The organism is Streptomyces sp. CC53 (genome assembly GCF_001865245.1).
Lineage (GTDB): Bacteria > Actinomycetota > Actinomycetes > Streptomycetales > Streptomycetaceae > Streptomyces.
In genome coordinates this window covers 90824-106731 of sequence record NZ_MKXB01000194.1, presented here as the reverse complement: position 1 = coordinate 106731, position 15908 = coordinate 90824, and the positions used below count along the sequence as shown (strand labels likewise).

The window sequence follows — 15908 nt, the reverse complement described above, 5'->3', positions numbered from 1 at the left end:
CCGTCTCCTCTGTGGACGGGCGGGGCCTTGTGGACAACTCCGCCACCCGTCACGTCTCCACGGTCCGAGGGCTACTCCTCCCCGGCCAGCGTCAGCGTACGCAGCTTGTGGCCCGCGAACCACGTGGCGGCCACGGTCACCGCGACCAGCAGCACCACCGCGAGCGGCAGCCCGACCTCGGAGGACACCACGCTGTCGCCGCCCGTGACCTTCTGTGCCACGGCCGCCGACCACTCCCGGACGCTGAGGGTGCGAGCCCCCGAGATGAGGCCGGCGAAGAGCGCTTCCCAGATCAGGGCGTAGACCAGGCCGATGACGACGGCGTGCCGCGTGACCGTGCCCAGCAGCAGGAAGATCGCGCTGTACGCGATGGAGGCGACCAGGGCGGCCACCGTGTAGGCCACGGCGATCTGCTGGCCGTTGCCGTTGAGGATGAACCCGGCGACGAGGGTGGGCAGTGCGGAGAAGACCATGGTGACCGCGATCGCCACGGTCAGCTTGGTCATGATGATCGTGGGCCGCTTCACCGGCTTGGCGAGCAGGTAGACCACGGAGCCGTCGTCGATCTCCGGGCCGATGGCGCCGGTGCCGGCGATGACGCCGATCAGGGGCACGAGCGTGGCGAGGGCGAACCCGCCGAGGACGTGCGCGGCGACCTGGTCGTCGGGGCCGTTGACGACGCGTATGGCGACTGCCAGGAACAGCAGCAGCCCGGGCAGGACGAAGAGGACCGCGGCGCGGCGGCGGCCCAGCAGGGCCCGGTAGGTGAGCCGGGCGACGGTGGGGTGGTACATGGTCGTGGGGCTCCCTTCAGGCCGCGACGAGGTACGAGAAGACCGACTCCAGCGACTCGTCCGAGGGCGAGACGGTCAGCAGTCGTATCCCGTGGGCGCGGGCCACCCGCGGGAGCAGTTCGGTGAAGCGGCCGAAGTCCACGGCCTGGACGTGCAGCACGCCCTCGCGGACGTCGACGTCGATGCCGGCCGTGGAGGGGTCGGCGATGAGCGCGGCGGCCAGGGTGCGGTCGTCGCTGGACCGGATCACGTACCGGTGCGGGCGGTCGGTCATGAGGCGGCGGATCCTGCGGAAGTCGCCGCTCGCCGCGTGCCGGCCGGCGACGACGACCTCGATGTGCGAGGCGAGTTGCTCGACCTCCTCCAGGATGTGGGAGGAGAACAGCACGGTGCGTCCCTCGGCACCCATGCGGCGCAGCAGCTCCATCAGCTGCATGCGCTGGCGGGGGTCCATGCCGTTGAACGGCTCGTCGAGCAGCAGCACGGAGGGCTCGTGCACCAGGGCCGAGGCCATCTTGACGCGCTGCCGCATGCCCTTGCTGTACGTGGAGATGCGCCGGTCCTGCGCGTACTCCATCTCCACGGTGGCCAGGGCCCGCTGGGCCTCGGCGGCACCGAGGCCGTGCAGTTCGGCGTTGGCGACGACGAACTCGCGGCCCGTGAGGAAGTCGTACATCGCCTCCCGCTCGGGGACCACTCCGATGTGGCGGTACGCGGACTCGTCGCGCCAGACCGGTCGGCCGTCCAGGGTGACGGAGCCGGTGGAGGGGGCGAGGAAGCCGCCCATCATGTTGATGAGGGTGGACTTGCCGGCGCCGTTGGGGCCGAGGAGGCCGGTGACGCCGGGGCCGATGGTCATGGTGATGTCGTTGACGGCGACGACGTTGCCGAACCACCGTGAGACATGGTCGATGTTGAGGGTGGTCACAGCCCGACCTTTCGGTAGCGGCGCAGCAGGATGCCGTACGAGGCGGCGATGAGCGCGAGGACGACCAGCAGGTACAGCGCGCCGAGGCCGGTACCGGGGCCTTCTTCGCCCGGGAAGGCGGAGGTGGCACCGAGGAACGCGGTCTGGACACCGTCGATGAGGGTCACCGGCGAGAGCAGGCCGAGCCAGGCGACGGCGTCAAGGTTGTCCGTCGACCAGGCGATGGCCTGGACGGTGGTGACGGCGCCGTACGAGATGACCAGCACCGCGATGATGGCGGCGACGCCGAATCCGCGGCGAGGCGTCAGGGCGGCCACCACGAGCGAGAGGCCGCCGAAGAGGACCGACAGCAGGGCCACGGACACCATGCCCTGGGCGAAGCCGCCGGTCTGCTCCGCGAAGTCCATCTTGGCGAGCAGGGCGCCGGCGTAGAGCACGAGCAGGGGGACTGCGGTCAGCAGGAACAGCGCGGACGCCATCGCGCCGAGCTTCGCGAGGACGTAGTCCGTGTGCTCGATGGGGCGGGAGAAGTACAGCGGCACGGTACGGAAGCGCAGGTCGCGGGAGACGGACTGGGGTGCCTGCGAGGCCACGAAGAGCGCGATGACGAGCTGCATGATCAGCGCGTACTCGGTGTACGCGACCGGCAGGTCCTTCATCTTGGTGGTCACGGCGACGGCCACGATGATCAGCGCGGGAACGCACATGACTCCGAAGAGGATCATGGGCAGCACCTTGGACTTGGCGCTGCGGCCCAGTCCGTAGGCGCCGCGCAGGGACTGCGCGTAGAGCGAGCGCCGCGCGTAGGAGCGGCCGAGGCGGGCCCCTGCGTAGTTGCGGTACCCGATGTTGTGGATGCGGGTCTGGGAGGCGGGCTGCTGCCCGCCGTGGGTGTCGGCGCTCATCAGGCCCGCACCTCCGGGGACGTGCCGGCGGCTTCCGCGTCGGGGCGGAACACCTCGGCGATGTGGTGGCGGCGCTGCTCCATGCGGACGAGGCCGAGGCCCAGGTCGGCGACGGTGTCGCGCACGATGTCGTAGGTCTCCTCACCGGTCGCCTCCAGCAGGAGGATGTGGCCGGCGCCCGGCAGGCCCTCCTCTTCGCGCGCGTGGAGGGTGACTCCGGCGGCGGTGAGGGCGGTGCGGAGGGCTGTGGTGCCGTCGGGGTGCGTGTCGGAGTCGGTGACCTCGACGGCGATGGTCGTGGTGGTCCGCGTGAAGTCGCTGGTGGAGCTGGAGCGCAGGAGGCGGCCGCCGTCGATGACGACGACGTGGTCGCAGGTGCGCTCCAGTTCGCCGAGCAGGTGGGACGTGACCAGGACGGAGATGCCGAACTCCGTCCAGATGCGGCGGATGAGGCCGAGCATGTCGTCACGGCCGACCGGGTCCAGGCCGTTGGTGGGTTCGTCCAGGAACACGAGTTTCGGGTCGTGGACGAGGGCCTGGGCGAGCTTCACGCGCTGCTTCATGCCGGTGGAGTAGCCGCCCATGGGGCGGTAGCGCTCCTCGTACAGGCCGACGTGACGCAGCGTGTCGGCGGTGCGCTCGCGGGCCGCCGTGGGCGGCAGACCCGACATGCGCGCCATGTGGACGACGAACTCGGTGGCCGAGACGTCGGGTGGCAGGCAGTCGTGCTCGGGCATGTAGCCGACCTGCTCGCGGATGGCGGGGCCGTGGCTGGAGACGTCGAGACCGAGGACCTCGGCGCGGCCCTCGGTTGCGGGCGACAGTCCGAGCAGGATTTTGATCATGGTGGATTTACCGGCTCCGTTGGCGCCCACCAGGCCGGTCACACCGGGCCCGATGTCCATCGACAGCCGGTCGAGGGCGGTCACCTTCGGGAACCGCTTGCTGAGGCTTTCGGTCACGATCACAGTCACGCCTCGACCGTAGTGGCGCGTGCCACAGGGGTCGTCAGCCCTGGCGGCTGGATCCGTCTCCGACTCCAGGCGTACGGCGGAGCGCGCCACCCCGTACGGGAGGCGGAGGCGCCCGCCTCCGGGAGGTTTTCCACAGGCCGTGCACGCCCCTTGACGTAGCCGTCAGGCATTGTCACATTCATTGATGTCACGTTACGGACACGTACCGCAAGGGTCGGCTACGGAGGGTGGGCGGCATGACAGCAGGGGTGGCGGACACGGCGACACCGACCGGACTGCGCGGCTTCAGAGAAGTGCAGCGGCTCGCGTACGCCTGCGCGGAAGCGGTGGCGGCGCAGCTGATACCGGGGGTGACGGAGCGCGAGGCCGCGCGGATGCAGCGGGACTGGCTGCGCGAGCGGGGCGTGCGCGACTGGTTCCACCTGCCGTTCGCCTGGTTCGGCGACCGCACCGCGTTCGCGGGCTTCCGCGTACCGCTGCAGTTCTTCCCGACGAACAGGCGACTGGAGCAGGGCATGCCGTTCATCCTCGACATGGCACCGATCCACCGGGGGTTCACCGCGGACATCGGCTACTCCGGCTGCCTGGGCCCTCACCCCCTGCACGACAAGCTCACGGCCGACCTGCGACAGCACCGCGAGCTCATCCTGCGCGAGGTGCGGGAGCGGCGCCCGCTGCGGGAGATCTACGAGGACGTGGACCGGCTGATGGCGCGGCAGGGATACGCCAACCGGCACCGCGCCTACCCGTTCGGGGTGATCGCCCACAAGGTGGGCCGGGTGCGCGAGCGGCGCTGGGCACCGACTCTGTTCGGGTTCGGCACGCAGTCGCTGAAGGGCCTGGCCAGTGACGCCCTGCACGGGCATCGGGAAGGCTGGTCGCCCCTGTGGTCGCCCCAGCGCTTCTCCGACCACCCGCCGAGGCCGGGGCTGTGGGCGGTGGAACCCCACCTCGGGTTCCGCGGGACGGGAGCGAAGTTCGAGGAGCTCCTGGTGGTCACGGACTCCCGCGACCCGGAGCAGAGCGCCTTCTGGCTGGACGACGACCTGCCGCACGTGCGGCGCTGGAACAAGGAGGGAGCAGCGTCATGAGCCTGCTGAGGGGGGCGCGGGAGCGCCGGGTGAGGACGGGCGGGGTGGACCTGTGCGTCGCGGAGATGGGCGACCCCGACAGGCCGACGGTCGTCCTGGTGCACGGCTACCCGGACTCGAAGGAGGTCTGGTCGGAGGTCGCGCTGCGGCTCGCCGAGCGGTTCCACGTGGTCCTGTACGACGTGCGGGGCCACGGCCGGTCCACGGCGCCGGCGCCGCTGCGGGGCGGCTTCACGCTGGAGAAGCTCACGGACGACTTCCTGGCGGTCGTGGACGCGGTCAGCCCGGACCGGCCGGTGCACCTGGTGGGGCACGACTGGGGGTCGGTGCAGTCGTGGGAGTTCGCCACGGTGACGCGGACCGAGGGCCGCATCGCGTCCTTCACGTCCCTGTCGGGTCCCTCACTGGACCACTTCGGGCACTGGATCAAACAGCGCATGGCGCGGCCGACCCCCCGGCGGGTCGGCCACCTGCTGGGGCAGGGCGCCAAGTCCTGGTACGTGTACCTCCTGCACACGCCCGTACTGCCGGAGGCGGCGTGGCGGGGACCGCTCGGCAGGCGGTGGCCGGGCCTGCTGCGCCGCGTCGAAGGGGTGGCCGACGACGGTTACCCGACGGCCACCCTGCCGTCGGACGCCGCGCACGGCGCCTGGCTGTACCGGGACAACGTCCGCTCGCGGCTGCTGAGGCCCCGTGACGACGCCTACGCGCACGCCCCGGTGCAGCTGATCACGCCGACCGGGGACGCCTTCCTCTCGGAGCGGCTCTTCGACGACCTGGCGAGGTGGGCGCCCCGCCTCGTGCGGCGCACCCTGGCGGCCAAGCACTGGGCGCCCCGCACGCACCCGGACCAGTTGGCGGCGTGCATCACGGAGTTCGTCGCGGAGCACGACCCACGGGAACAGGGCCCGTCCGGCCTGCCGGAGCCCGTCGCCTCCGGTCGGCGGTACGCGGACCGGTTCGGCGGCCGGCTGGTGCTGGTGACGGGGGCGGGCAGCGGCATCGGCCGGGCCACCGCGTTCGCGTTCGCCGAGGCGGGCGCCCGAGTGGTCGCCGTGGACCGCGACGCGGAGAGCGCGGCCCGCACCGCCGAGCTGGCGAGGCTCGTCGGGGCACCGGCCGCCTGGCCGGAGGTGGCGGACGTGAGCGACGAGCAGGCGGTGGAGAAGCTCGGTGCCCGGGTCGCCGCGGAGTACGGCGTCGTGGACGTGCTGGTGAACAACGCCGGTATCGGTCTCTCCGGTTCGTTCTTCGACACCACCACCGAGGACTGGAAGCGGGTTCTGGACGTGAACCTGTGGGGCGTCATCCACGGCTGCCGGGTCTTCGGACGGCAGATGGCGGAGCGCGGCCAGGGCGGGCACATCGTGAACACGGCGTCGGCGGCCGCGTACCAGCCGTCGAAGGTGCTGTCGGCGTACGGCACGTCGAAGGCCGCGGTGCTGATGCTCAGCGAGTGCCTGCGCGCGGAGCTGGCAGGGCAGGGCATCGGCGTCACGGCGGTCTGCCCGGGCATCGTCAACACGAACATCACGGCCACCGCGAGGTTCGCCGGGGTGTCGGAGGAGGAGCAGCGCAGCCGCAGGGAGCGGACCAGCCGCTTGTACGGCCTGCGGAACTACCCCCCGGAGAAGGTCGCAGACGCGGTGCTGCGGGCCGTGGCGGAGAACCGGGCGGTGGTTCCGGTGACGCCGGAGGCTCGGGGCGCGCATCTGATATCCCGGTTCGCACCGGCTGCGCTGCGGGCCCTGGCCCGGCTGGATCCCCCGCTGTGAACCGCTCCGGCCGCGGACGCGCCCGGCGGCGACGGAGGGACCGTACGTACCATCCCTGGCAGGGGGGACCGGTGCAGTAGGGAGTGGGCGTGTCCGCACAGCCAGCAGACGGAGACCCGGCAGGCGGGCAGCCGCCGGCCGGGCGGTCGACCGCGGCCGCGCAGCCGGCGCCGGGGGCGGAAGGAACGGAAGGAACAGAGGCCGAGCGGCTGGGCGCCGTCGAACAGCCCCCGGCCGCAGACCGACTTCGCAGCGGACAGCCCCCGGCCGCAGGCCAGCCCTCAGGCGAACGGCCCTCGACCACCGGTCGGGCCTCCCACGCGCCCTCCGGTTCCGCCTCCGACTGGTCTTCGGCCGCCCGCGGTTCCTCCGCCTCCGTGGCGCCGTCGGCCGGAGGGAGTCAGCCGGGTGCCGGAGCCCCGCCGCGGACCGCGGAAGGGCGGGCCACCACCGGCCCGGCCGCCCCTGGCCGATCCGCGGCAGGGGCTCGGGGATCCGCCCGGGACGAACGGTCGGCCACGGCTGATCAGCCGGCCACGGCCGAGTACCGCATCGAGGACCTGGCGCATCTCAGCGGCGCCACGGTACGGACCATCCGGGCCTACCAGGACCGCGGGCTGCTGCCCCGTCCGGAGCGGCGTGGCCGGGCGAACGTGTACGGGGACGCCCACCTGGCGCGGTTGCGGCAGATCGCCGACCTGCTCGACCGCGGCTACACCCTGGCCTCGATCAAGGAGCTGCTGGAGGCGTGGGACGCGGGCCGCGGCCTCGGCGGGGTGCTGGGCCTGGTGGCCGAGGTGGACGGGCCGTGGACGGACGAGCAGGTGGACCGGATCACGCGCGCGGAACTGGACGAGAGGTTCGGCGGCGTGCCGGACGAGCGCGCGGTCCGCGAGGCCGTCGCCCTCGGCGTGCTGGAGCCGGTGCCCGGCCGGGACGACGAGTTCCTGGTGCCCAGCCCGCAGGAGCTGTCGGTCGCGGTCGAGCTGTACGCGGCGGGCGTTCCCCTGCTGGCGATCGCCGGGCACCTCCGGGAGCTGCGCGCCCAGGTGGAGCACATCGCCACCCGGTTCCTGGAGTTCACCACCGAGCACGTCTTCGCCCGCTACCTCGGCCACCGGCCGCCCAGCGACGCCGAAGCGACGGAGGCGGCGGAGCTGGTGCGGCGGCTGCGGCCGCTCGCTCAGCAGACGGTGGACGCGGAACTGGCCCGGGCCATGCGCACGTTCGCCCCCCGCCACCTGCGGCGGCACCTGTCTCCGGAGGTCGCGGGCGGGCCGGAGCGCGAACCGTGGGCTGTGGCACTCCCGGCCGAGACGGTCCGGGCCGTACAGGACCTGGTGGGCGCCGAGCAGGTGGCGCCCTTCATCGCCGCGGCGGCCGAACGCGAGGTGCACGCAAGGACGTTGGACGCACTCACGGAGGCGTGGAGGGACGGGCGGGACGGCAGGGGCAACCCCACCGTGTACGACGCACTGGCGGAGTCGCCGGGAAAGGAGCAGTGAACAAGGCCCGTTGTCCACAGAACTCGCCCCCACCCCTGTGGATAAAGGGAGTTGGCTGTGGACCAAACCTCAGCGGCGAAGAATCTCACGCTCCGGCTTGTGATTCCCGACACCACAAGCCGGTGGCGTCCCTGGGCAGCGGCTGCCACCCTGCCGCCATGGACGAACACCGCGCCGTGAAGGTGTCGAAGTACCTCGCCAAGCACCTGCGCCACCAGCCGGAGAGGATCGGTCTGACCCTGGACCGGCAGGGCTGGGCGGCGGTCACGGACCTGCTGCGGGCGATGGAGCAGCACGGCATGCGGATCAGCCGCGCAGAGCTGGAGCACGTCGTCGCCGTGAACGACAAACGCCGCTTCACCCTCGACGCGGACCGCGACCGGATCCGGGCCGCACAGGGCCACACCGTGGCCGTCGACCTGGATCTGCCCCCGGCCGCCCCGCCGGGCTACCTCTACCACGGCACCGTGGCCGGGAACCTGGCGGCGATCCGCGCCGAGGGGCTGCGCCCGATGGCCCGCCACCACGTCCACCTGTCGCCGGACCGGGAGACGGCGAGCCGCGTCGGAGCGCGTCGCGGCCGGCCCGTCGTCCTGTCGGTGGCGGCGGGAACCATGCACGAGGACGGCCACGTCTTCCGCGTCAGCGCCAACGGTGTCTGGCTCACCGACGCCGTACCGCCGGGATACCTCCGCTTCCGGGAGTAGACCGCCCGTGCCGCGGCGCGCCCCACCGGAGTGACCGCCCCGGTCCGGCAGCAGATCAGCCCAGCTGCTTCGGGCCCTCCGTGGCGATCCGCTCGAAGACCTCCTGGTCCGCGGCGAAGTCCGAGTCCGGGATGGGCGCGTGGAGGACGATCTCGGTGAAGCCGAGCTCCCTGTGCCTCCCCGCGAAGTCCACGAACGCGTCCAGGGAGCTCATCGGTGCACCGCGGTCCGGGGTGAACCCGGTGAGCAGGACCTTCTCCAGCTCCGCCACGTCCCGCCCCTCCTCGGCGCATGCCTTGCCGAGCCGCTCGACCTGCCGCCGCAGTGCCTCCCGGGACTGCTCCGGGGTCCCGTCCTCGTACAGCTTCGGGTCGCCGGTGGTCACCCAGCCCTGGCCGTGCCGTGCGGCGAGCCGCATACCGCGGGGCCCCGTGGCGGCGACGGCGAACGGGAGCCGCGGCCGCTGGACGCAGCCGGGCACGTTCCTGGCCTCCAGGGCCGAGTAGTGGGCCCCCTCCTGGGTGACGGCGTCTTCCGTCAGAAGCCGGTCCAGAAGCGGCACGAACTCCGCGAACCGATCGGCACGCTCACGCGGAGACCAGGCTTCCTGGCCCAGCGCGGTGGCATCGAAGCCGTTGCCGCCCGCACCGATCCCGAGCGTGACCCGGCCGCCGGAGATGTCGTCGAGCGAGATCAGTTCCTTGGCCAGGGTCACGGGGTGCCGGAAGTTCGGCGAGGTCACAAGCGTGCCGAGGCGCATGCTGCGGGTCGCGGCGGCCGCGGCGGTCAGCGTCGGGATCGCGCCGAACCAGGGGCCGTCGCGGAAGCTGCGCCAGGACAGGTGGTCGTAGGTGTATGCGGCATGGAAGCCGAGTTCCTCGGCGCGCGTCCACTGATCGCGGCCCCCTTCGTGCCAGCGGCGCACGGGCAGGATCACGGTACTCAGGCGCATACTCATACGCGAAAGCCTACGGGGCCCCATGCGGCGCGGGGGTCGCTTGTGGCACGCGGCCATGCCGGGCACCACGTCTTTCCTGGCGTTTCCGCCGTTTCCTCCCTCGTGTGCCTTCGCAAGATCGCACGGCTCAAATGCGCACCCTTTCGCACGTCCGTGCACTTCGAGGGGTGGTCGTGCGGGAGAATGAGCGACGTGACCTCACCGACGACGACCGCCGCCGCATGCCCCCGTCCTCTGCCCCGCCGACGTCCGCGACTGATCGCCACCGATCTCGACGGAACGCTTCTGCGCGACGACAAGACGGTGTCGGACCGCACGGTCGCGGCGCTCGCCGCCGCCGAGCAGGAAGGCATCGAGGTCTTCTTCGTCACGGGCCGCCCCGCCCGCTGGATGCAGGTGGTCAGCGAGCACGTCCACGGCCACGGCCTGGCGATCTGCTCCAACGGGGCCGCCGTCGTCGACCTGCACGCCGGGTGCCGGATCATCGAGGCCCGCGCCCTCGCGCGGCAGAAGGCGCTGCACGTCGTGCACTCGCTGCGGGAAGCCGCTCCGGGCACGGCCTTCGCCATGGAGTTCGGCACCGGCTTCCAGCACGAGCCGGACTACCCCCCGCTCCACTTCGACCCGGCGGGCGTCATCGGCCCCGCCGAGAAGCTGCTGGAGGAGGCGGAAGCAGACCAGGGCGGCGCCATCGACCCGCTTCCCCTGCTCAAGCTGCTGGCCTTCCATCCCGAGCTCGACCCGGACGGCTTCCTCTCCGTGGCAAGGACCGCTGCCGGCGGACACGCCGCCATCACCCGATCCAGCCCGACCGCCCTGCTGGAGGCCAGCGACACGAGCGTCTCCAAAGCCAGCACCTTGGCACTGTGCTGCGCGGAGCGCGGCATCTCCGCGGACGAGGTCGTCGCGTTCGGGGACATGCCCAACGACATCGAGATGCTCACCTGGGCCGGCACCTCGTACGCCATGGGCAACGCCCACCCCGACGTCTTCGCCGCCGCCTCCGGCCGCACCGCCCCCAACAGCGAGGACGGCGTCGCCGCGGTGATCGAGGCCATCCTCGCCGCCGACTGAGGCACAGCGCGCCCGCCGTCCACCCCGGCCCCGCGCCCCACCGCCCCTGCGGCCCGTCGCCTGCGAGAGGTACTCCGCGGGCTGCGGGTCGGCCCGCACCCCGCGGACAGGCCGCCCACCCGCGGCCCCGGGCGTTGCTCCCCGCCGCCCGCACCCGCGGCTGCCTCCGCCCAGCGGGCCTCAAGCGCCCCACCGCTCAGCGGTCGCCGCCGCCCACCTCCACGCCGTGGTCGCGCAGCCAGCGCACCGGGTCGACGCCCGAGCCGAGCTGCGGAGTGAGCCGTACCTCGAAGTGCAGATGCGGGCCCGTCGAGTTCCCCGTCGTCCCCGCCTGGCCGATCCACTGGCCGGCCGCCACCGACCGGTCCGGTTCGACGGCGGCGGCGGCCAGGTGGGCGTACTGGGAGTACCAGCCGCCCGCGTGCCGCACGATCACCTCGATGCCGAACGCACCCCCGCAGGACACGGACTCGACCCGCCCGGCCCCGACGGACCGCACCGGCGTCCCGATGGCGACGGCGAAGTCCTGCCCGGTGTGCCGGTGCGCCCAGCGCGCACCCGCCCGGTCGAAACCCGCGGACAGCCGGTACCCGTCGCGCTCCGCCACCGGTGCCACCCAGGGCCGGTCGGCCGGGGGAGGGCCGGGCTGTTCCAGGCGCGCCGCCGGCGGGCAGCGACCCGCCGCCACCGTGCGGTCGGCCTCCGCCTGGAGCTGCCACTGCGCCTGCTCCAGACGGGTTTCCAGATCCCGCCGGACCCCGGCGAGCCGTGTCTGCTTCGCCTCCAGGTCCCGCCAGGCAGCCTGCGCCTGCCGCTCCGCCACCGTGAGCCGCCGCTCGGCCCGCCCCGCGGCCTCCATCAGCCGGCCCACCGCCTGACCGGCCTGCCGTGCGGAGCCCTGGGCGCGCAGCGCGGACTCCGGGTCCCGGGCCGTCAGCAGACGCGCCGTCACCGCAAGGGAGCCACCGGCCCGGTACTGCGCCCTCGCCACTTCGCCCGCCCGGGCCCGAAGCCGCCGCACCTCACGCCGCCGGGCGTCCCGTTCCTCCCGCAGGCGTGCCACCCGGGCCCGCTGGTCGTCGGCGGCACGGCGACCCTCCTCGTACTCCTCGGTGACCCGGGCCGCTTCCGCGTACAGCCCCGCCACCCGGCTGCTCATGGCGGGTCCGTCGGAGCCGCCCGCCCGAGCCGCCGCCCCGGCAGCGGCAGGCGGGTGGCCGAGCAGCGCCACGAGGGCGAGCAGGGCCACGAGGAGGACGGTGGGCGGGGCGGACGGCGTCGGCACGAGCAGCGAGCGCCGATCGTGGGAGAGGCACACCGTGGGATGGTGGCCCCTCGGCCGCTCCCGCGCGGCGCATGGCGGCCACGCGCCACCGCCGTACCGCCGTGCGGCCTACAGCCGTACCGCCATCCGGCCCAGCCCCGCACGCTCATCCGGCCCTCGCCCGCCGACCGGCCCGTTCACCGCGCCGGCCGCGGCCGTCCGCCAGGTGAGGGCGTGCACCGGCTCCGGCGCCGTATCCGTCACCGTCCTCGGGACGGGAGCCGCAGCGCCTCCGCGTCCGCCGCGCGCTCCTGCTCCAGCAGGCGGCGCAGGGGCCCGTCCGTCGAGGCCAGCTCCGCGTACGGGCCGCGCTGGACCGCCTTTCCCGCGTCCAGCACCACGACTTCGTCGGCCGCGTCGATACCCCGCAGCCGGTGCGTGATCAGCACGGTCGTACGTCCCTGCGTGGCCCGCAGCAGGTCCTCGGTGAGCGCGTCCGCCGTGGCGAGGTCCAGGTGCTCGGCCGGCTCGTCGAGCAGCAGCACGGGGAAGTCGGCGAGCAGGGCCCTGGCCAGCGCGAGCCGCTGCCGCTGCCCTCCCGACAGCCGCGCCCCGTGCTCGCCGACCAGCGTGTCCAGCCCCTCCGGCAGCGCGTCCACCCAGTCCAGCAGCCGCGCCGCCGCCAGTGCCCGGCGCAGGTCCTCGTCGCTCGCACCGGTCCGGGCGAGGCGCAGGTTCTCGCGGATGGAGCTGTCGAACAGGTGGGCGTCCTGGGCGCACAGGCCGACAAGCCTCCGCACACCGTCCCCGTCGAGCCGCGCCGCGTCCGTGCCGCCGACGCCGAGCCGGTACGTGCCGTCGCGGACGTCCAGGAACCGCAGCAGCACCTGCGCGAGCGTGGTCTTGCCGGAGCCGGACGCCCCGACGACGGCCACCCGCCGCCCCTCCTCCAGCCGCAGGTCGAAGCCGTGCAGTGCGTCCCGCTCCTGTCCGGGATAGCGCGCGCAGACCCCGCGCAGCTCCAGCGGGAACGGAGCCTCAGGCAGGGGCGCGGGCCGTGCCGGCTCCTGTACGGGGGCGGGTGCGTCGAGCAGGTCGTGAACCCGCTCCGCACTGCGCCGCACACGCTGCCGGTACTGCACGGCGAGCGGCAGCCCCGTCACCGCTTCGAACGCGGCGAGCGGGATGAGCACGACCACGGCGAGCGCCACCCCCGCGAGCCTGCCGTCCGCCACCGCCTGCACCCCGACCAGCGCGGAGGCCACCACGGTCAGCCCGGTGACCAGAGCGACGAGCCCGCCGCCCATTGCCACAGCGGTCGCCTGGCGTGCCGCGATCCGCGTGAGTTCCCCGTCCGCCTCCCGCGCCCGGTCGAGACGGCTGCGCAGCGCACCTGCCACGGTGAGCTCGGCGCACCCCCGCAGCAGTTCGACGACGCGGGCGGCGAGGGTGCCGCGTGCCGGGGCGAGCCGCTGCTCGGCGCGCCGGGAGACCGCCGCGCCCAGGGCGGGCACGACGACGCCGGCGACCAGCAGCCCGGCCGCGAGTACGGCCCCGGCCTCGGGCAACAGCCAGGAGGTGAACGCGACCGCGCCGACCCCCACGGCGAGCCCGGTGCCCGCGGGCATCAGCCAGCGCAGCCAGTAGTCCTGAAGGGCGTCCACGTCGGCGACGAGCCGGGACAGCAGGTCACCGCGGCGGCTGCGGCGCAGGCCCGCAGGAGCGATCCGCTCCAGTCGGCGGTACGCGGCGACCCGCAGCTCGGCCAGCATGCGCAGCACGGCATCGTGGGAGACCAGCCGCTCGGCGTACCGGAAGACGGCCCGCCCGATACCGAAGGCGCGTGTGGCCGTGACCGCCACCATCAGGTGGAGGACGGGCGGCTGCTCGGAGGCGCGGGAGATCAGCCACCCCGACACCGCCATGAGCCCCACGGACGAACCGAGGGCGAGGCTGCCGAGCAGCAGCGCCAGCAGGAGGCGCCCGCGCAGCGCGCTGGCGGAAGCACGCACCCGGGCCAACGCCCGGGTCCGCTCCGGAGCGGATGCCTTCCGCTCGGTGTACGGCACGTCCTCCCAGCCCGCGACCGGCGCCGGGGCGGGTCCTGGCTGCCCCGACCGCAGGCCGCCCACCACTCCGAAGGCGTCGTCGACCATGTCGCCGCCCACGGAGGAGTCGACAGGCGGCGTGCCCGCAGCCGCGGCACCGCCGAAGGGGGCACCTGCGTCCTGCGGCTGCCGACCGCCGTCGGGCAGGAGGGTGACCACGCGGTCCGCCACCGCCAGCAGCGCAGGGCGGTGGACGACGAGCAGGACGGTCCGCCCGGCGGCCAGTCGCCGGACCGCGTCCACCACGGCGGCCTCGGTGGCGCCGTCCAGAGCGGCCGTCGGTTCGTCCAGCAGGAGGACCGGCCGGTCCGCGAGGAACGCCCGGGCCAGGGCCAGCCGCTGCCGCTGCCCCGCGGAGAGCCCCGCGCCGTCCTCGCCGATCACGGTCTCGGCGCCGTCGGGCAGCTCCTCCACGAAGCCCCCCCCCGCGTCGCGCAGCGCGGCGGCCACCGCCGCTGCACCGGCGTCCGGCCGGGCCAGCAGGACGTTCTCCGCGATGGTCCCCGCGAACAGGTACGGCCGCTGCGGAACCCACGCGATGCGCTCGCGCCACCGCTCCGGGTCCAGGGCTGCGAGATCGGTGCCGTTGACCCGCACGCTGCCGGACACGGGGACGGTGAAACCGAGCACGACGTCGAGCAGGGTCGACTTGCCCACCCCGCTGGGGCCGACCAGCGCGAGCGTCTCCCCCGGTTCGACGACCAGTGACGCCTGGTTCAGGGCGGCTTCCGTTCTGCCCTCATGGCGGACCGTCACCGTGTCCAGCTCGATCCGCGCGGGCCCGTCCGGCACCGGCGCGCCCTGGCCCGAGGGACGCGGTGGGGCGGACTCGAGTACCGCGAAGACCTCTTCGGCGGCCGAGAGGCCCTCTGCCGCCGCGTGGTACTGGGTGCCCACCTGACGCAGCGGCAGGTACGCCTCGGGAGCGAGGATCAGGATGACCAGCCCCGTGTACAGGTCCAGGTCTCCGTGGACCAGGCGCATGCCGATACCGACGGCGACGAGGGCCACGGACAGCGTCGACAGCAGTTCCAGGGCGAACGAGGACAGGAACGCGATCCGCAAGGTGCGGAGGGTGGCCTGCCGGTAGTCCGAGGTGATCGCCCGGATGGACTCCGCCTGGGCCTTCGCCCGACCGAAGACCTTCAGGGTCGGCAGCCCGGCCACCACGTCGAGGAAGTGGCCCGAAAGCCGGGACAGCAGGGCCCACTGCCGGTCCATCCGCGTCTGGGCGGCCCAGCCGATGAGCACCATGAAGAGGGGGATCAGCGGCAGGGTGACCACGATGGTCGCGGCGGAGACCCAGTCCTCGGTGACGATCCGCGCCAGCACCGCGACCGGGACCACCACGGCGAGACCCAGCTGCGGCAGGTAGCGCGCGAAGTAGTCGTCCAGTGCGTCCACACCGCGGGTGGCCAGGGCCACCAGGGAGCCGGTCCGCTGCCCGCTCAGCCAGCCCGGCCCGAGCGCACCGGCCCGCTCCAGCAGCCGCCCCCGCAGCTCCGACTTCACGGCGGCGCTCGCCCGGTGCGCGGCGAGCTCGGTCAGCCAGGAGACCGCGGCCCGGCCGACCGCGACCGCCGCCAACAGCGCGAGCGGGGTGCCGAGCGCGGACGCGTCCATCCCGCGCTCGAACGCTCCCACGACGATCTCGGCGATGAGCATCGCCTGACCGATGACCAGAACCGCTCCGAGCAGCCCGAGAAGGACCACGGCCACGAGGAAGAAGCGGGTGGCTCGGGCGTATCGGAGCAAGCGCGGGTCGATCGGTTTCACGTGAAACATCTCCTCCTGAACGGCCCCCTGAGAGCAACGCCCCCGAAGG

12 protein-coding genes are annotated in these 15908 nt (G+C 73.5%); 5 read left to right on the top strand and 7 right to left on the bottom strand.

The annotated features are described in order from the left end of the window. Positions 1-71: 71 nt before the first annotated feature. From BJP40_RS25340 to BJP40_RS25325, 4 genes are read right to left on the bottom strand one after another with little or no spacing between them, the layout of a single operon-like run. The gene (locus BJP40_RS25340; RefSeq protein WP_071282629.1) at positions 72-794 is read right to left on the bottom strand and encodes an ABC transporter permease; all 723 of its coding nucleotides are present in this window, start codon (positions 792-794) and stop codon (positions 72-74) included. A 16-nt stretch (positions 795-810) separates the two neighbouring features. Continuing rightward, entirely contained in the window at positions 811-1722 is a 912-nt protein-coding gene (locus BJP40_RS25335) for an ABC transporter ATP-binding protein (protein ID WP_071269317.1), read from the bottom strand. Continuing rightward, positions 1719-2627: an ABC transporter permease gene (locus BJP40_RS25330; RefSeq protein WP_071282627.1), complete on the bottom strand. Its 909-nt coding sequence runs from the start codon at positions 2625-2627 to the stop codon at positions 1719-1721. Before BJP40_RS25330 ends, BJP40_RS25335 begins: the two co-directional genes overlap by 4 nt. Then, the gene (locus BJP40_RS25325; protein WP_071282625.1) at positions 2627-3595 is read right to left on the bottom strand and encodes an ABC transporter ATP-binding protein; all 969 of its coding nucleotides are present in this window, start codon (positions 3593-3595) and stop codon (positions 2627-2629) included. The genes BJP40_RS25330 and BJP40_RS25325 overlap by 1 nt, the downstream gene beginning before the upstream one ends. Positions 3596-3837: 242 nt before the next feature. Between BJP40_RS25325 and BJP40_RS25320 the strand changes: the two genes are divergently transcribed. The 4 genes from BJP40_RS25320 to BJP40_RS25305 all read left to right on the top strand — a co-directional run bounded on the left by BJP40_RS25320 (position 3838) and on the right by BJP40_RS25305 (position 8679). Further along, a complete protein-coding gene (locus BJP40_RS25320; RefSeq protein WP_071282623.1) occupies positions 3838-4692 on the top strand; it encodes a M24 family metallopeptidase in 855 nt (284 codons plus the stop codon). Continuing rightward, a complete protein-coding gene (locus tag BJP40_RS25315) occupies positions 4689-6467 on the top strand; it encodes an SDR family oxidoreductase (protein ID WP_071282621.1) in 1779 nt (592 codons plus the stop codon). The genes BJP40_RS25320 and BJP40_RS25315 overlap by 4 nt, the downstream gene beginning before the upstream one ends. Positions 6468-7018: 551 nt before the next feature. After that, entirely contained in the window at positions 7019-7972 is a 954-nt protein-coding gene (locus BJP40_RS25310; RefSeq protein ID WP_071282872.1) for a MerR family transcriptional regulator, read from the top strand. A 158-nt stretch (positions 7973-8130) separates the two neighbouring features. After that, positions 8131-8679, top strand: coding sequence for an RNA 2'-phosphotransferase (locus BJP40_RS25305; protein WP_071282619.1), 549 nt, complete (start codon positions 8131-8133; stop codon positions 8677-8679). 55 nt (positions 8680-8734) lie between these two features. On the opposite strand, the gene BJP40_RS25300 is transcribed toward BJP40_RS25305, so the two are convergent. Beyond that, positions 8735-9637 (bottom strand): LLM class flavin-dependent oxidoreductase, encoded by a 903-nt coding sequence (locus BJP40_RS25300; RefSeq protein WP_071282617.1) that lies wholly within the window; start codon positions 9635-9637, stop codon positions 8735-8737. A 183-nt stretch (positions 9638-9820) separates the two neighbouring features. On the opposite strand from BJP40_RS25300, the gene BJP40_RS25295 reads away from it, so the two are divergent. Further along, a complete protein-coding gene (locus BJP40_RS25295; RefSeq protein WP_071282615.1) occupies positions 9821-10711 on the top strand; it encodes a Cof-type HAD-IIB family hydrolase in 891 nt (296 codons plus the stop codon). Positions 10712-10907: 196 nt separating this feature from the next. On the opposite strand, the gene BJP40_RS25290 is transcribed toward BJP40_RS25295, so the two are convergent. Continuing rightward, positions 10908-12029, bottom strand: a complete 1122-nt coding sequence (locus tag BJP40_RS25290; protein WP_226962557.1) for a M23 family metallopeptidase — start codon at positions 12027-12029, stop codon at positions 10908-10910. A 206-nt stretch (positions 12030-12235) separates the two neighbouring features. Next, complete coding sequence (gene cydD, locus BJP40_RS25285; protein WP_371258692.1) at positions 12236-15868, bottom strand: thiol reductant ABC exporter subunit CydD; 3633 nt, start codon at positions 15866-15868, stop codon at positions 12236-12238. Positions 15869-15908: the final 40 nt, after the last annotated feature.